Source organism: Streptomyces sp. NPDC002232 (assembly GCF_042890295.1).
In the GTDB taxonomy this organism is placed as follows: domain Bacteria; phylum Actinomycetota; class Actinomycetes; order Streptomycetales; family Streptomycetaceae; genus Streptomyces.
This window is the reverse complement of the sequence record NZ_JBIARV010000003.1, coordinates 284,110-299,987: the sequence shown is the minus strand read 5'-3', so window position 1 is coordinate 299,987 and position 15,878 is coordinate 284,110. Positions and strand designations below refer to the sequence as shown.

14 protein-coding genes are annotated in these 15,878 nt (G+C 72.7%); 6 read left to right on the top strand and 8 right to left on the bottom strand.

Going from position 1 to position 15,878, the window contains the following annotated elements; genetic code table 11:
• Positions 1–47: 47 nt before the first annotated feature.
• Positions 48–617, bottom strand: coding sequence for a CGNR zinc finger domain-containing protein (locus ACFYXU_RS13990; RefSeq protein ID WP_389409047.1), 570 nt, complete (start codon positions 615–617; stop codon positions 48–50).
• A 100-nt stretch (positions 618–717) separates the two neighbouring features.
• On the opposite strand from ACFYXU_RS13990, the gene ACFYXU_RS13985 reads away from it, so the two are divergent.
• On the top strand, positions 718–1,890 hold the full coding sequence (locus tag ACFYXU_RS13985; RefSeq protein WP_389409046.1) for an epoxide hydrolase: 1,173 nt from the start codon (positions 718–720) through the stop codon (positions 1,888–1,890).
• Positions 1,891–1,910: 20 nt separating this feature from the next.
• Here the strand turns inward: ACFYXU_RS13985 and ACFYXU_RS13980 are convergent, their stop codons facing one another.
• Entirely contained in the window at positions 1,911–3,038 is a 1,128-nt protein-coding gene (locus tag ACFYXU_RS13980) for a GDSL-type esterase/lipase family protein (RefSeq protein ID WP_389409045.1), read from the bottom strand.
• A 121-nt stretch (positions 3,039–3,159) separates the two neighbouring features.
• Here ACFYXU_RS13980 and ACFYXU_RS13975 point away from each other — a divergent pair, with 121 nt between their 5' ends.
• From ACFYXU_RS13975 to ACFYXU_RS13960, 4 genes are all read left to right on the top strand, one after another.
• The gene (locus tag ACFYXU_RS13975; protein WP_389409044.1) at positions 3,160–3,651 is read left to right on the top strand and encodes a MarR family winged helix-turn-helix transcriptional regulator; all 492 of its coding nucleotides are present in this window, start codon (positions 3,160–3,162) and stop codon (positions 3,649–3,651) included.
• Positions 3,652–3,739: 88 nt separating this feature from the next.
• The gene (locus tag ACFYXU_RS13970; RefSeq protein WP_389409043.1) at positions 3,740–4,513 is read left to right on the top strand and encodes a hypothetical protein; all 774 of its coding nucleotides are present in this window, start codon (positions 3,740–3,742) and stop codon (positions 4,511–4,513) included.
• A gap of 414 nt (positions 4,514–4,927) precedes the next feature.
• Positions 4,928–6,211: a PP2C family protein-serine/threonine phosphatase gene (locus ACFYXU_RS13965; protein ID WP_376511214.1), complete on the top strand. Its 1,284-nt coding sequence runs from the start codon at positions 4,928–4,930 to the stop codon at positions 6,209–6,211.
• A 304-nt stretch (positions 6,212–6,515) separates the two neighbouring features.
• Positions 6,516–7,883 carry an MFS transporter gene (locus ACFYXU_RS13960; protein WP_389409042.1) on the top strand — a complete coding sequence of 456 codons (1,368 nt, stop codon included), beginning with the start codon at positions 6,516–6,518 and terminating at the stop codon, positions 7,881–7,883.
• Positions 7,884–7,943: 60 nt separating this feature from the next.
• On the opposite strand, the gene ACFYXU_RS13955 is transcribed toward ACFYXU_RS13960, so the two are convergent.
• The 6 genes from ACFYXU_RS13955 to ACFYXU_RS13930 form a co-directional block, all read right to left on the bottom strand.
• Positions 7,944–9,869, bottom strand: a complete 1,926-nt coding sequence (locus ACFYXU_RS13955; protein WP_376511218.1) for a helix-turn-helix domain-containing protein — start codon at positions 9,867–9,869, stop codon at positions 7,944–7,946.
• Positions 9,870–9,940: 71 nt separating this feature from the next.
• Positions 9,941–10,780 (bottom strand): 3-hydroxybutyrate dehydrogenase, encoded by an 840-nt coding sequence (locus ACFYXU_RS13950; protein WP_389409041.1) that lies wholly within the window; start codon positions 10,778–10,780, stop codon positions 9,941–9,943.
• Positions 10,781–10,835: 55 nt separating this feature from the next.
• Positions 10,836–11,318, bottom strand: a complete 483-nt coding sequence (locus tag ACFYXU_RS13945; RefSeq protein ID WP_329851487.1) for an NUDIX domain-containing protein — start codon at positions 11,316–11,318, stop codon at positions 10,836–10,838.
• A gap of 60 nt (positions 11,319–11,378) precedes the next feature.
• A complete protein-coding gene (gene lnt / locus ACFYXU_RS13940) occupies positions 11,379–12,977 on the bottom strand; it encodes an apolipoprotein N-acyltransferase (RefSeq protein ID WP_376511222.1) in 1,599 nt (532 codons plus the stop codon).
• A 143-nt stretch (positions 12,978–13,120) separates the two neighbouring features.
• The gene (locus ACFYXU_RS13935) at positions 13,121–13,693 is read right to left on the bottom strand and encodes a hypothetical protein (protein ID WP_376511224.1); all 573 of its coding nucleotides are present in this window, start codon (positions 13,691–13,693) and stop codon (positions 13,121–13,123) included.
• An 88-nt stretch (positions 13,694–13,781) separates the two neighbouring features.
• Positions 13,782–14,576: a glutamate racemase gene (locus tag ACFYXU_RS13930; protein ID WP_389409040.1), complete on the bottom strand. Its 795-nt coding sequence runs from the start codon at positions 14,574–14,576 to the stop codon at positions 13,782–13,784.
• Between the two features lie 58 nt (positions 14,577–14,634).
• Between ACFYXU_RS13930 and ACFYXU_RS13925 the strand changes: the two genes are divergently transcribed.
• Entirely contained in the window at positions 14,635–15,810 is a 1,176-nt protein-coding gene (locus tag ACFYXU_RS13925) for a glycosyltransferase (RefSeq protein WP_389409039.1), read from the top strand.
• Positions 15,811–15,878: the final 68 nt, after the last annotated feature.

Sequence of the window (15,878 nt, the reverse complement as noted above, 5' to 3'; positions counted from 1 at the left end):
TCACATACTCGGCGGATCTCATACGCTCCGCCCACCATGTGACCGCATCAACGCTCTTTCATTTCAGCCCTGTTGGCGTTGAAGCGCGCCTTCTTCACTCGATTGCCGCATGTGTTCATCTCGCACCACTTGCGGGTGCGGCTCTGGCTGGAGTCGAAGAAGGCCGCCCGACACGTCGGCGATGCGCACAGGGCCAGGCTCCCGTCGCGCTCACCGGAGACGATCTCGATCGCGTCAGCCGCGATCACGCCGAGGGCATCCTCGACGCGGGAGTCCGGGCCGAGCCGCCAGCGGCGCTTGCCCTCGAGGGTCAGGACGGCCGCGGCGCGGCCTCGAGCGCTGCAGTCGTTGATGACCTGGACGGCGGATCCGGGGAGATCGCCTCGGAGTGCGGCCGCGGTCGCGACGGCGTGGATCGATTCCCTGAGCTCCCGGGCGAGGGCGAGTTGGGCAGAGGTGACCGAGTCCACGGCGAGACCGCTCACCGCCAGCCAGTCGACGAGCCGGTGCGGCACGGGGATGCGCTCGACAGGGTTGCCCCGGCGTTCCGTCAGAGTCGCCGTGAAGCTCGTCGCGAGCACCTTGCCGAGGCGGAAGGGGGGGAACTCAGCATGCATGGAACCACCTTAGGCGGTTGCGTCGAGCGGGAGGGAGTTGTTAGAACCGTCTTAGCCGGTTCCTCACGGAGCTGGTTCCACGACAGTCACAGGAGGGTCGATGAACCGCCCCAACAGCGACGTGCACGCCTTCGAAGCCCACGCCGACGAAGCCGACCTCGACGATCTGCGCGCGCGGCTGGCCGCGGCACGGCTCCCGGAGGCCGAGACGGTCCAGGGCGCCGCTCCCGGTGCCGGCCGCTGGGCCCAGGGCGTCCCTCGCGCGGACATCGTCGATCTTGTGGACTATTGGCGCACCGGGTACGACTGGCGGGCGTTCGAAGAACGCCTCAACCGCGTCGGCCAGTTCCGTACGGCCGTCGACGGACTGGGGATCCACTTCCTGCACCGCCGATCGATGCGCGCGGACGCCACGCCGCTGCTCCTGACGCACGGATGGCCGGGCAGCATCGTCGAGTTCATCGACGTGGTGGACGAGCTGGCCGATCCCAAGGATGCCGACGCGCCGGCGTTCCACGTCGTGGCGCCGTCACTGCCCGGCTTCGGCTACAGCGACAAGCCGACGACCACCGGGTGGGGAACCGAGAGGATCGCGGCCGCGTGGGTGGAACTGATGGCACGACTCGGGTATGACAGGTTCGCCGCCCACGGGGGCGACTGGGGCGGCAACATCACCACGGTGCTCGCGGGCAGGTTCCCGGAACACGTCCTCGGCATCCACACCCTGTTCGCGGAGGCGCCTCCGGGGCTGACGTCGGAAGGACTGTCGGCTGTCGAGCGCGCGTGGGCGGAAGAGACCCGCGACTTCTGGCAGCACCGCGCGGCGTACGCGAAGCAGCAGGCCAGCCGGCCGCAGACCATCGGCTATGCGCTCGTCGACTCGCCCGTCGGGCTTCTCGCCTGGATCCTCGACAAGTTCGCCGAATGGTCGGACACCGAGGACAGCCCGTTCGAGGCGATCTCCAGGGACCGCATCCTCGACGACGTCACCTTGTACTGGCTCACGCGGACCGGCGCGTCAGCAGCCCGTATCTACTACGAGAGCCACAACTCGCTGGACCCCGAGCTGCGGGTCGACGTCCCGGCAGCGATCACCATGTATCCCCGCGACATCGAGAAGACTCCGCGCCCGTGGGCACAGGAGCGCTACCGGCGCATCGTCCGATGGAACTCGCCCGAGACCGGAGGCCACTTCCCGTCCCTGGAAGTCCCCGCCTCTTTCGTCAAGGATCTGCGAGAGGGCCTCACGGCGGTCCTGGCCGCCGCCCACTGACGGCTCCGTGGCCCGTACGGTCACAGATCGAGCGTGGCGAGGTCGATGGCGGCGGCCATGGCGCGGGTGCCCGCGTCGTTGAGGTGGAGGTGGTCTCCGCTGTCGAGGTCGGCGCGGATGTGGTCCGGGGCGTGCGGGTCCTGGACGGCCGCGGCGATGTCGGCCACCGCGTCGAAGACGGCGGAGGTACGGATCCAGTCGTTGACCTCGCGGCGGACCGCACGGCCTTCGACGGTGTCGATGCCCGGGTAGATGGTTCCGGCGTAGGGGCCCATGGTCAGGGCTATGGTCTTCAGCCCTGCGGAGCGTGCCTGCTCGGCAAGGCGGGTGAAGCCCGCGATGAGGTCTTCGGCGGTGGCCGGAGCCTCCCCGGCCATGCCGGGCAGGCCCACGTCGTTGAGCCCGAAGTGGAAGAGCACGTGGGTGGCGCTCGGAACGGTCAGGACGTCACGGTCGAAGCGGGCCAGGCCCCGCAGACCGACCTCGTCGGTCAGGAGGCGGTTGCCGCCGATCCCCTGGTTGACGACCCATCCCCGCTCGAGGCGCCGGTTCAGCTGGTCGGGGAAGCGCTGGTTGGTTCCGGTGGAGGTGCCGACACCCTCGAACCACGAGTCGCCGAACGCGACGGCGACCGCGGTCCCCTCGGGAGCGAGAACGTCGACACCGGTGACGTAGAACCGTCCGTCGATCTCCTCGGCATCGGTGAAGTCCGCCGAGACCTTGCTGCCGGGGAGCAGGTAGGCGTTCTGCGACGGGGTGTGCGCGTAGGTCGCCAGGCCGGTGTCCCCGGGGAGCTGGAGCGTGAGCGCGAGGTCGGCGCCGGCGGGGACAGCGAGGGGAACCGGATCGCTGTGGAGGCGCTCGCCGGCGGGGATGACCGTCTCACTCGCGCCGTCGAAGCGCAGGGGGGTGTCGGTGGCGGGGTCGATCGCGCCCGCCTCGGTGCGGACGGCGACCCGGGCGGCCGAGACGACGAGGGGTTCCTTTCCGTACTCGTTGCTGAGGAGGACCCGCAGCGCCTCCCCTCCCCCGTCGAGGTGGAGAATCTGGCGCAGGGTGTGGTCGTGGAAGCCGCGGGACGGCTTCATCTGGATGCCCTCGTAGGGGCTGAGGACGGCGGAACGGAAGGCGGCGGCCCAGACGGTCATGGCGGACTCCTCGTCAATTTTAGTTGCCGTGAGGAATATCCTCGCGGCAGGTAAATATCTACCCGGAAGATGTTCCTCACGTCAACTATCCCCACGGCAAGTACTTGGCTAGGCTGTCTCCATGAACCCCGACGTCGTCCACGACCCCCGGCTGACCGCGGCCGGTCTCTTCTTCGAAGCCCACGACGGCCTCATCGCACGGCTCGCCCCGACCCTGGATCAGGCAGGCCTGTCGTCCCTCGACTTCGGTGCCCTGATGCGGCTGAGCCGATCGCCCGGACGCCGGCTGCGCATGAGCGACCTGGCCGCGCAGCTCCTCCTGTCGACCAGTGGCGTCACCCGCCTCGTCGACCGCCTCCAGCGGGGCGGCCTCGTGCACCGCGAGGCAAGCCCGGAGGACCGGCGAAGCACCTACGCCGCCCTCACCCCCGAAGGCGGCGCCCGACTCGACGCCGTCCTGCCCGGCCACGTCGAGGACATCGAGAACTGGTTCACGGGCCTGTTCACCCCCGCCCAGCTGACCGACCTGACCGCTCGCCTCCAGACACTCCGCGACACCGTCCACCCCAACGCCGCGAAGGACACCAACTCCACCTCGCCGGCCCACACATGACCGCTCGCAGCCCCACCCCGTGAAGGCGCGCCGACGGGAGGGCACGGGGCAAGGCGACGGCCCCTCCTCGACGCATTAGCCTCACGGTGTGGACCACCGCAGCAGCCTCACGGATCAGCCTCATCCCGTCCCCGTATCCCGCGACGTGCTGTCGGCGACCACGCAGTGGACGTCACTCGCCACCGCCTTCGGTACGGCCGAGGCGCTGCCGGCAGCCCTGGCACTCCTCACCGATGCTGATCCCGGTGTCAGGGAGGCAGCTCTGCGCGACGCGCTGGGGGCCGTGACTCACCAGAACACCATCTACGAGGCCACCGTCCCCGTGGCGCTGTACGTCGCGGCCATCCTCAGTCACCCGACCATCCAGGTGGACGAGGACCCCGACGCCGGCACACAGCACCGCCCGGCTCTCGTCCAGCTCCTCGAATGGCTTGGTGACACCGCCTACGACGCCAACGACGAAAGCGCGGCGTTCGAGGAACAGCTCGACGGAGAAGGGCCCGATAAGCCGATGCGGGCGTTCCGAGACGCACGGCCGGCGATCCACTCCGCTGTTCGTCCTTTCCTCGACCACGAGAACGCAGCCGTGCGCCACACCGCGCTCGTGGCGTCCATCCCCCTCATCGAGCATCCCGTCCTCGCCCGGCACCAGGCCGAGCTGACCGAACACGCGCGACGCCTGCTGGACACCAGCACCGACCGACACCAACGAGACCGCACTCTGAACGCACTGAACTCCTGGGGCCACGACACCAGCGGCCTGGAGAACGCTTCCGACCGAGCAGCCCGCGTGCACCACGCCCGCCTCAGAGCCGCACACGAGGCCGGGGAGGGCGGCTACAGCGACGACCCACCGTTCTGACGGCGCAGGTGTGCTGCCGCTACGGGACGAACCGGACGAGCTGCCTGCTGATCGGTGTCCGCGAAGGGCCGAACCGTCCGCGCGCTGCCTGCTGATCGCCATCCGAGAAGGGCCGAACCATTCGCGCTGCCTGCTGATCGGTGTCCGGGACGGACCGCACCCGGCCTGCGGTGGTGAGGTATCCGTCGACGGCTCCGACGGCCCGACAGACGGCAAATCGAGGCCGAGAGCCTGACCGCGCTCCTGGCTTCCCATGGAGCCGTCACGTGCGGCTGGTTTGACGTGATCCTGCTGGAGCCGTGGGCCGTGCTCGCCTAGGCTCCCTGTCAGGTCACTTGGCACCAGGGCAGCCTGCCCGGAGCGGACGGCCTCGGGACGGATGACAGCATGATGGCGGCGGAGACTTCTCGAGCTGTGGGTGAGCTGCCGGAGGCGGTGTTCGACCCGGCACGGCTGGCGGCGGTGGCCGAGTCCGGTCTTCTGGACACGGCACCGGAGGGGGCGTTCGACGACCTCGCGCAGCTTGCGCTGGCGATCACGGGTGCGCAGAAGGCGTTCTTCACCGTCGCCGACGGCCGGCGCTCGTTCTGGAAGACCGCCCTGGGCATGGACCCCGCGAGCGGACGGGAGAACGACATCCGTGACAGTCCCTGCCACATCCTGATCGGAACCGGTCGGGAGCTGGTCGCCGAGGACGCCGTCCGCGACCCCCGGATCAAGGACCTCGCGGCCGTCGACGCGCTGAACATCGGGGCGTGGGCGGGATATCCGGTGTTCTCGCCCGACGGTCACGTCCTGGGCGGGTTCTGCGTGGTCGACCAGAACGCGCGTCCGTTCACGCCCGCGCAGTCCGAAGCCCTGCGGACCCTGGCACGGTCGGTGTCCTCCGAGATCGCGCTGCGCCGGGCTCTGCGCCAGGCCCGGGCGAGCGGGGAGGCGTCTGCGGCGCTCGCCCGTACCTTGCAGGACAGCCTCCTGCCGCCCCGGCTGCCGGACGCGCCGGGGCTGGACGTGGCCGGGGCGCACCTGCCCGCCGACGCCACCGGTGCCGCCGGGGCCGAGGTGGTGGGTGACTTCTACGACCTCTTCCGCACCCGCGGCAAGAGCTGGTGCGCGGTCATGGGCGACGTGAGCGGCAAGGGCATCGACGCCGCCAAGGTCACCGCTCTGGCCCGCTACACCATCCGGGCGGAAGCCACCCAGCACACCAGCGCGGTCACCGTGCTGCACCGCCTGCACGAGGCGATGGTCGACCAGCAGGTCAGCGACCGCTTCCTCACCGCCGCCCTCGTCGTCTTCCGTCCCGATGCCGACGGCGTCAGAGGCCGCTTCGCCAGCGCCGGTCACCCCCCGGCCCTGATCCGCCGGGCGGACGGCACCGTCGAAGAACTCCACGCCGACGGCATGCTCCTCAGTCCCCTCCTGCCGATCGCCCACGACCGGCACCGTGAGACACCCTTCCGCCTGGGCCCCGGCGACGCCCTGCTCCTCTACACCGACGGCATCACCGAAGCCCGCTCCCGCGAGCGAGGCCCGCTCTTCGGCGACGACCGGCTCGCCGCCGCACTGGCCGCGACCCACGGACGCACCGCCGCCGAGACTCTGGATCACCTGTGGCGGGAAGCGTCCGAGCACGCCGGCGGCCACGCCGTCGACGACACCGCCCTGATGCTTCTGCGCGTCACCCCGCGCACCTGACCCCTCGGCCGCCGGAGGGTTCCATGGTCGCCCCCCCCCACACCTCACCGCCTGCCAGGAACAGGCCCGCCGACGGGAGGAAGGCGCCGTCCGTGTCACTCTCGGCAGCGCCCTTGAGCGGGTCGACGACGTGCACGAGCGCCTTCTGATCGGGGCTCCGTAAGGCCGCGCAGCAGGGTCATGGCCGCCGCGCGCATGTAGCGGCCGCGAACTATGGTGTCCCACCACATACGCGGCTGACCTGCCCCTTCCTACGGTGTGGCGACACCGAAACGTCCCCGTCATCCGCTCGGAAGTGGTGCACATGGCCGCCGCAACAACCGCTCCCACACCCCCCGGTTCCCTCAAGCGCATCGTCGCCGCGAGTCTCATCGGCACCACCATCGAGTGGTACGACTTCTTCCTCTACGGGTCGGCCGCCGCGCTGGTCTTCAACAAGCTGTTCTTCCCCGAGTCCGACCCCCTCGTCGGCACCCTGCTGTCGTTCCTCACCTACGCGGTCGGGTTCGCCGCGCGGCCGCTCGGCGCGCTGGTCTTCGGGCACTACGGGGACCGGCTCGGCCGGAAGAAGCTGCTGGTCCTGAGCCTGCTCCTGATGGGCGGGGCGACGTTCGCGATCGGGCTGCTGCCGACGCACGCGACCGTCGGGTCCGCCGCACCCGTGCTGCTCACCGTGCTCCGCCTGGTCCAGGGCTTCGCGCTCGGCGGCGAGTGGGGCGGTGCCGTCCTGCTCGTGTCCGAGCACGGCGACGCCAAGCGGCGCGGGTTCTGGGCCTCCTGGCCGCAGACCGGCGCACCGGCCGGACAACTCCTCGCGACCGGCGTGCTGTCCGCGCTGACGGCGCTGCTCTCGGACGCCGCCTTCGCCTCCTGGGGCTGGCGCGTGCCCTTCCTGCTCTCCGGCGTCCTGGTGGTCGTCGGCCTGTGGATCCGGCTCTCCGTCGACGAGTCGCCCGTCTTCAAGGCGGCGCTGGCCGCCGCCGAGGAGCGCAAGGCGCTCGCCGGGCAGGTCGAGAAGATGCCGCTGGTGGCGGTGCTCAAGCACCACTGGCGGGACGTGCTCATCGCGATGGGCGCGCGGATGGCGGAGAACATCTCGTACTACGTGATCACCGCGTTCATCCTCGTGTACGCGACCACCCAGGTCGGCCTGAGCAAGCAGACCGCCCTGAACGCCGTCCTCATCGCCTCCGCCGTCCACTTCGCCGTCATCCCCGCCTGGGGCGCGCTCTCCGACCGGATCGGCCGCCGCCCCGTGTACCTGATCGGCGCGGTCGGCGTCGGCGCCTGGATGTTCCCGTTCTTCCTGCTGATCGACGAGGGGAGCTTCGGCTCCCTGCTGCTCGCCGTCACCGTCGGACTGGTCCTGCACGGCGCGATGTACGCGCCGCAGGCGGCCTTCTTCTCCGAGATGTTCGCGACCCGGATGCGCTACTCCGGGGCCTCGATCGGCGCCCAGTTCTCCTCCGTGGCCGCCGGGGCCCCCGCCCCGCTCATCGCGACCGCGCTGCTCGCCGACTACGGCACCTCGACCCCGATCTCGCTGTACGTCATCGCCGCCGCGCTGCTCACCGTCGTCGCCCTCGTCTGCGCCCGCGAGACCCGCGACCGCGACCTCGCGGAGATCGACGAGCGGACCCCCGAGGACGCCCGCGTCCGCGCCGACGTCTGACCCCTCGCACGCGAGCCCCGTGCCCCGCTCACCGCGAGCGGGGCACGGGGCCGTGGTGCGTCACGCGCCCGTGACCACGTCCGAGAGCGCGTGCAGGCGCAGGGCCAGCTGGATCTCCAGGGCTCGGGCCGGGGACTGCCAGTCGGGGCCGAGGAGCCGGCCGACACGCTCCAGGCGCTGCGCCACCGTGTTGACGTGGACGTGGAGTTCGTCCTTGGTACGAGCCGGGCTCATGCCGCTGGCGAAGTAGGCGTCCAGCGTGCGCACCAGGTCGGTGCCCCTGCGCCGGTCGTACGCCACGACCTGGCCGATCGTCCGGTCCACGAAGCCCTCGATGTCCCGGCCGTCGGCGAGGAGCAGCCCGAGGAAGCCGAGGTCCTCGGCCGCCGCGCCCTGGCCCGAGCGGTGCAGCAGGCCGAGCGCGTCCAGGCAGCGGCGGGCCTCGCCGTACGCGACGGCCACCTGGTCCGGACGGTCCAGCAGCGCCCGTACCGGTGCGGAGGCGCCGACCGTGACCGGCTCGCGCAGGGTGCCGCCCAGACCCTTCGCGGTCTGCCGGGCGAGGTCGGCGGCGCTCTCCCCCGGGCCGAGCGGCAGCAGCAGGACCGTACCGCCGTCGCGGGCCGAGGCCAGGCCGTGGCGGGTGGCGGCCAGGTGCGAGGCGGCCGACCAGAGCCGTCGGCGGTCGGCGCTCTCCCGGCGGCCGGCGTCGGAGTCGGCGGGGCCGCCGGCGGCCCGGTCGACGCGGGCGGCGAGCACGACGTGCGGGACGTCTCCGTCGGTACGGAGCCGGGCGGCGCGCTCGCGCAGCAGACCCCGGTCCCGGTCGGGGGCGTCGATGAGGTCGTCGAGGAGCTCGCCGCGCACCCGCTGCTCGGCCTCCCCCGCGGAGCGGCGGGCGAGCAGCAGCAGGGAGGTCACCAGGGCGGCGCGCTCCAGGGTGCGCTGGTCGACGGGGTCGAGGTCGGGCCGGCCGCGGAGCACGAGCGCGCCGAGCGGCTCACCGCCGGCGGACACGGCGGCCACCCAGTCGTCGCCCTCACGGACCGCGTGGCCCCCGTCGCGGCGCGCGGACCCGGCGCCCGCCCCGGTGAACCCCACCGGTCCGGCGCCCGCCTCGGTGAATTCCACGGTCCCGCCGAGGACCTCGGAGACGGCGTGGGCCACGTCGTGGACGCCTCCGCCGCGCAGGACCAGTTCGGAGAGCCGGTCGTGGACCTCGGAGGCGCGCTCGATGACGCCGCTGTGCTCGCGGATGATGTCGTTGGCCCGCTCCAGCTCGGCGAGGGCCGAGCGGGTCTCGGCGAGCAGGTTGGCGGTGTCGATGGCGACGGCGGCGTGCGCGGCGAAGGAGGCGAGCAGGGCGACCTGCTCGCGCTCGAAGACCCTGGCCCTGCGGTCGGCGGCGAACAGCACGCCGATGACCTGGCTGCCCAGGCTGAGCGGTACGCCGAGGATGGCGACGAGGCCCTCGTCCCGTACGGCCGCGTCGATCGTGCGCGTGTGCTGGAAGCGCGGGTCCTGGAAGTAGTCGTCCGTGACGTACGGGCGGGCGGTCTGGGCGACCAGGCCGCCGAGCCCCTCCCCCATGCCCAGCCTGACCTGCTGGAAGCGGGCGGAGACGGAGCCCTCGGTGACCCGCATGTACGTGTCGCCGGCCGTCGGGTCGTTCAGGCTGAGGTAGGCGACCTCGGTGCCGAGGAGCGAGCGGGCGCGCTGCACGATGGCGCGCAGCACCGCGTCGAGGTCGCGGAGTCCCGCGAGGTCGTGGGCGGTGGCGAAGAGCGCGGAGAGCTCCGCCTCGCGGCGCCGCCGTCCCTCCAGCTCGGCCCGGACCCGCAGGGCGAGCTGTTTGGCCTCTTCGAGCCCGGCCAGCGTCTCGGGGCCCGCGCCGCTCGCGCGGGCGAGCAGCACGGGCCGGTCGTAGGCCTCCGCAGCCGCTCCCCGGGCGAGGAGTTCGAGGTAGGAGACGTGTTCATGGGACATGGACACAGGGATACCTGCCGTACGTGTGGTCGCACCACCCCTGTGGACGAGCGGCTTCACAGGGGTCCGCCTCAGTGCGCGGTCCAGCCGCCGTCGAGGGTGAGGGAGGTGCCGGTCATGAACGAGGCCTGGGGGCTACAGAGGTAGAGGACGGCCTCGGCGACCTCCTCGGGCTCGATGAGCCGCTTGAGCGCCGAGTGCTTGAGCAGGACCTCGGCGAGGACCCGCTCGGGCGGGATGCCGTGGGCGGCGGCCTGGTCGGCGATCTGGCGTTCGACGAGCGGGGTGCGGACGTAGCCGGGGTTGACGCAGTTGGAGGTGACGCCGTGCGGCGCGCCTTCGAGGGCCGCGGTCTTCGACAGCCCCTCCAGGCCGTGCTTGGCGGCCACGTAGGCGGACTTGAAGGCGGAGGCGCGCAGTCCGTGGACGGAGGACAGGTTCACGATCCGGCCCCAGCCCCGCGCGTACATGTGGGGCAGGGCGCCCCGGATGAGCCGGAAGGGCGCCTCCAGCATCACGGTGAGCACGGTGTGGAAGACGTCCGGCGGGAACTCCTCGATGGGGCGGACCAGCTGGATCCCGGCGTTGTTGACGAGGATGTCGGTGCCGGCCGCCGCCTCCTCGGCCGCGTCGAGGTCGGTGAGGTCGAGCAGGCGGGGTTCGAGGGCGCCGGGGAGCGCTCCGGCTTCCTCGGCCAGGGTCTCCAGGCCCTCGGCGGCGCGGTCGACGGCTCTGACCCGGGCCCCGGCCGCGGCGAGCCGTAGCGCGCAGGCGCGCCCGATGCCGCCGGCCGCGCCGGTGACGAGCGCGGTGCGGCCGGTGAGGTCGAGGGCGAGCCCCGCGGCGCGGGGCAGGGGCGAGGCAGCGTCCGTACCGGGCTCGGTGCCGGGGACGGTGATGGGGGCGCTCATGCTCCGCACCCTATGAACGGGCCCCTCCCCCACCGATGTGTGCTCACGCCACAGTTCAGTCCGTTGCTGTGGTGCGGAACCATGTGGGTTCGTCGGCGAGCGCCTTCTCGATCCGCAGGTACGAGAAGCGCTTCATCTCCGGCAGCGCGTCCACCTCGAACCAGCCGACCTCGGTCGACTCGTCGTCGTTGACCCGCGCCTCGCCGCCGACGGCCCGGCAGCGGAACGCGACGTCCAGGTACTGGCAGATGTCGCCGTTGGCGTAGACGACGGGCTTGCGCAGGGTCTCCACGAGCAGGATCCGCTCGGGCACGCACCGTACGGCCGTCTCCTCGTACACCTCGCGGACCACGGCGTCGGCGGGCTGCTCCCCGGGGTCGACGATCCCGCCGACGAGCGCCCAGCTGCCGTTGTCGGCCCGCTTCCCGAGCAGGACCCGTCCCCGGTCGTCGAAGACGACCGCGCTGACGCCCGGCAGGAAGAGCAGCTGGTGGCCGGCCGTCTTGCGCAGTTCGCGGATGAAGTCAGGAGTAGCCATGCCCCGACCCTAGATCATCTCCAGATCGTCCCAGGGGGACGCCCGGGTCCGCGCGGTGCCTCAGCCCGCCGTGGACCGGCGGGCCCGCACCGCGCGGGTGGCGGCCCAGCCGAGCCCGGCCGCGGCGAGCGCCGCGAGGAGGGCCTCGGGCAGGGTGCCCAGGCGGGTGGCGGGGGTCTGCGAGGAGCGCAGCGGGATCTTCTCGACGAGGACGTCGGGGGTGAACATCTTCGTCTGCGCGACGATCTCGCCGTCGGGGCGGATGACCGCGCTGACGCCGCTGGTGACCGGGACGACGACCGCCCGGCTGTGCTCCACCGCGCGCACCCGGCTCATCGCGAGCTGCTGGTAGGTCATCTCGCTCCGGCCGAAGGTGGCGTTGTTGCTGGGGACGGAGATCAGCTGGGCGCCGTGGGTGACGGTGTCGCGCACGGCCCAGTCGAAGGCGGCCTCGTAGCAGGTGGCGAGGCCGACCTTGGTGCCCGCCAGGTCGAAGACGCCGACCTTCGTGCCGGCGCCGAAGTCGCGGCTCACCCGGTCGACGTTGCTGTTGAAGATCCGTACGAAGGAACGCATCGGGATGTACTCGCCGAACGGCTGGACATGCCGCTTGTCGTACGTGGCGACCGGGCCGCGCGCGGGGTCCCACTGGATGAGCGTGTTGCGGAGCTTGCCGGTCTCGGGGGCGATGACGGCGCCGATCACGGTGGGGACGCCGATGGCCTTGACGGCGCCGTCGATGACGTCGGCGGCGTCGGGGTTCGCGAAGGGGTCGATGTCCGAGGAGTTCTCCGGCCAGAGCACGAAGTCGGGCTGCGGCTCGCGGCCCTCCTTGACGGCCTGGGCGAGCTCGCGGGTGCGGGCCACGTGGTTGTCGAGGACCGCGCGGCGCTGGGAGTTGAAGTCGAGGCCGAGGCGCGGCACGTTGCCCTGGACGGCGGCGACGGTCGCGGTGCCGTCCTCGGCGGAGTCGTCGACGAGGGGCAGCGCCGCGACGGCGCCGGTGACCGGGACCAGGACCGCGAGCGCGGCGGCGGCGAGCCGGCCGCGCGGGACGGTTCCGGCGGCGCGGTGGGCGCGGATCTGGCGGACCGCCTCGTAGAGGCCGAAGCCGCAGAGCGCGACGGCGAAACCGAGGACGGGGGTGCCGCCGACGGCCGCGAGCGGCAGGAAGAAGCCGTCCGCCTGCCCGAAGGCGACCTTGCCCCAGGGGAAGCCGCCGAAGGGCACGCGCGCGCGTGCGCCCTCCGCGAGGATCCAGACCCCGGCGGCGAAGAAAGGCCACCAGGGGAGGCGGGAGACGGCCGCGATGCCGAGTCCGGCGGCGGCCACGAAGAGGGCCTCGACGGCGGCGAGCGCGAGCCACGGACCGGCGCCGACCTCCTCGCCGGTCCACACGAGCAGCGGGAGCAGGAAGCCGAGGCCGGCCAGGTAGCCGAGGCCGAATCCGGCGCGGAGCCGACGGCCCCGCAGGGTCCAGCCGAGCAGCGCGAAGGCGGGCAGCGCGAGCCACCACAGGGGGCGCGGCGGGAAGCTCAGGTAGAGCAGGAACCCGGACAGCAGTGCCGCCCCGGGCCGTACGAACCGCCGCAGCCGGGAGACCGGCGTGGGGGCGGCGTCGGGTCCGGACGCGTCGAGGGGGGTGATGGTGGCGCTCACCTTGCGGAGTCTACGTGTCGCCCCTGTGGGCGGGGTGCGTGGTGGGAGGGGTTACGGGGGGGCTCGCCCCCCGATCAGGCGCCGGGCTCCCCCGTACGGCCACGGCGCCACCGGAGGGGGTAAGGGACGCCTCGCCCGCCCGCTCAGACGCCGGTCGCGGCGGGTGGAACCGGTGGGGCCGGGCGGTGGAGGCGGTCGCGGATGACGCGGACCGCGGATTCCGCGTCGTCGACGGTCACGGTGAAGGTGAGGCCGTCGCCGAGGCGCAGCACCAGGCCTTCGCCGCGGCGGACGATCACGGCCGTGCCCTTCTCGGGCCGCCAGCGGTAGCCCCAGCCGCCCCACTGGCGCGGGGTGACGCTGGGCGCGAAGTCGGCGCCGACGACCTGGGCGAGCGGGATGCGGCGGCGCGGCAGACCCATGTGGCCGCAGCGGACCTCCATGGCGCGGTCGTCCACCTTCACGGCCACGTGGACGAAGGCGAGGGTGCCGAAGAGGACGAGCAGTCCGGCCGCGACGCAGCCGATCACCGCCATGAGGAGCGCGGCGATGCCGGAGGTCCAGGGCGACTCCACGGCGAGCGTGATGCCCAGGGCCATGCAGGCCGCGCCGGCGACGGCCGCGACCCACTGGAAGCGGTTGGTGGCGCGGCCGGTCCAGACGGCGGACGTCGGGTCGCCGCCGTGCGGGCTCGGGTGCTGGGATGACTCCCTCATAAGGGGAGCGTACCGAGAACCGGCGGGAGCGGCGCGCCGGAGCGTGTTCGACTGGTGACGCTCGGTTACACGGCGCCTGCCGGGGTGATCAGTGCGCGGCGGCGGTGGCCGCGAGCGTGCGCCCCTCGGCGTACCCCAGCGCGGTGGCGGGGAGCTGCCCCGGCCGGCCGCTGAGCAGGATCGCGAGGGTGCCGGTGGGGTCGGCGTCGGGTGCGGGTGCGGAGCCGATCCGGCGCAGGGCCTGTGCGGCGACGGCCTCGGCGGAGCCGTGGAAGACGATCGGCGGCAGCCCGGCCCGGCGGCGGGGCGTCAGGGCGGCGAGGATCCGCTCCTCGACGAGCTCGTAGTGGGTGCAGCCGAGGACGACGGCGCGGACGTCGGACGGGGTGAGCGCGGCCGCCGCGGCGACGGCGGCGTCGACGGCGTCCCGGTCGGCGTGCTCGACGGCGTCGGCGAGGCCCGGGCAGGGCACCTCGGTGACCTCGGCCCCGTCGGCGAAGTCACGGATGAGTCCCCGCTGGTAGGCGCTGCCGGTCGTGGCGGGGGTGGCCCAGATGGCGACCTTGCCGCCGGCCGCGGCGGCGGGCTTGATCGCGGGCACGGTGCCGATGACGGGGATGTCCGGTTCGAGGGCGGCGCGCAGGGCGGGCAGGGCGTGCACGGTGGCCGTGTTGCAGGCCACGATCAGCGCCTGCGGGCGGTGCGCGGCGGCGGCGAGGGCGACGTCGACGGCGCGCCCCGTCAGGTCCTCGGGGGTGCGCGGGCCCCACGGCATGCCGTCGGGGTCGTTGGAGAGGAGGAGATCCGCGTCCGGCCGGAGGCGCCGCACCGCGGCCGCCGCCGGGAGGAGGCCGATTCCGGAGTCCATGAGCGCGATCTTCACCCGGTCACCCTAGCCGATGAGCCGTTCGTCCCCCTCGATCTGGGGCAGACTGCCGCGAATGAGCACCCTTGCCTGGTTCTCGGTCGTCTCGCTGGCGGTCTGGCTCTGGCTCCTCCTCGGCCAGGGTTTCTTCTGGCGCACGGACCAGCGGCTGCCCTCGGTGCGGCGGACGCCGGGCGGGTGGCCGCGGGTCGCGGTCGTGGTGCCGGCGCGGGACGAGGCGGAGGTGCTGCCGCTGAGCCTGCCCTCGCTGCTCGTCCAGGACTATCCGGGGACGGCGGAGGTCTTCCTCGTCGACGACGGAAGCACCGACGGCACCGGGAAGCTGGCCGTCGAGCTGTCCGAGCGGTACGGCGGGCTGCCGCTGACCGTGGTGTCGCCGGGTGAACCGGAGCCCGGCTGGACGGGGAAGCTGTGGGCCCTGCGGCACGGGATGGCACTGGCCCGGGCGCGCGGGCCGGAGTTCCTGCTGCTGACGGACGCGGACATCGCGCACGAGCCGGACAGCCTCCGGCGCCTGGTGGCGGCGGCCGTGGACAACGGCCTCGACCTGGTGTCGCAGATGGCCCGGCTCCGGGTGGCGAGCTTCTGGGAGCGTCTGGTCGTCCCGGCGTTCGTCTACTTCTTCGCCCAGCTCTATCCCTTCCGCTGGATCAACCGCCCTCGGCCGTGGGCGACGGCGGCCGCCGGCGGCTGCGTGCTGCTGCGGACGGAGACGGCCGTGGCGGCGGGGGTGCCGGAGGTGATCCGGCAGGCGGTGATCGACGACGTGTCGCTGGCGCGCGCGGTGCGGCGGACCGGAGGACGGATCTGGCTGGGGCTCGCGGAGCGGGTGGACAGCGTCCGTCCGTATCCGGGGCTCGGGGAGCTGTGGCGGATGATCGCGCGGAGCGCGTACGCGCAGCTGCGGCACAGTCCCCTTCTCCTGGCGGGGACGGTGGCGGGTCTCGCGCTCGTCTATCTGGTGCCGCCGACGGCCCTGGTGGCGGGTGCCGGGAGCGGGGACGCGGCGGCGGCGTGGGCCGGGGGCGTCGCGTGGGCGGTGATGGCGGGGACGTACGTGCCGATGCTGCGCTACTACTGGCAGCCGCTGTGGCTCGCCCCGCTGCTGCCGTTCACGGCGTTCCTCTATCTCCTGATGACGGTCGACTCGGCGGTCCGGCACTACCGGGGCCGGGGTGCGGCGTGGAAGGGCCGCACGTACACGCGCCCGGAGACCGCTCCGGACCGTTGAACGACCGGATGAACCACCACCTGAACCATCGGATGAACCCCCGGCTGAACACCCGGCCGTTCAAGAGG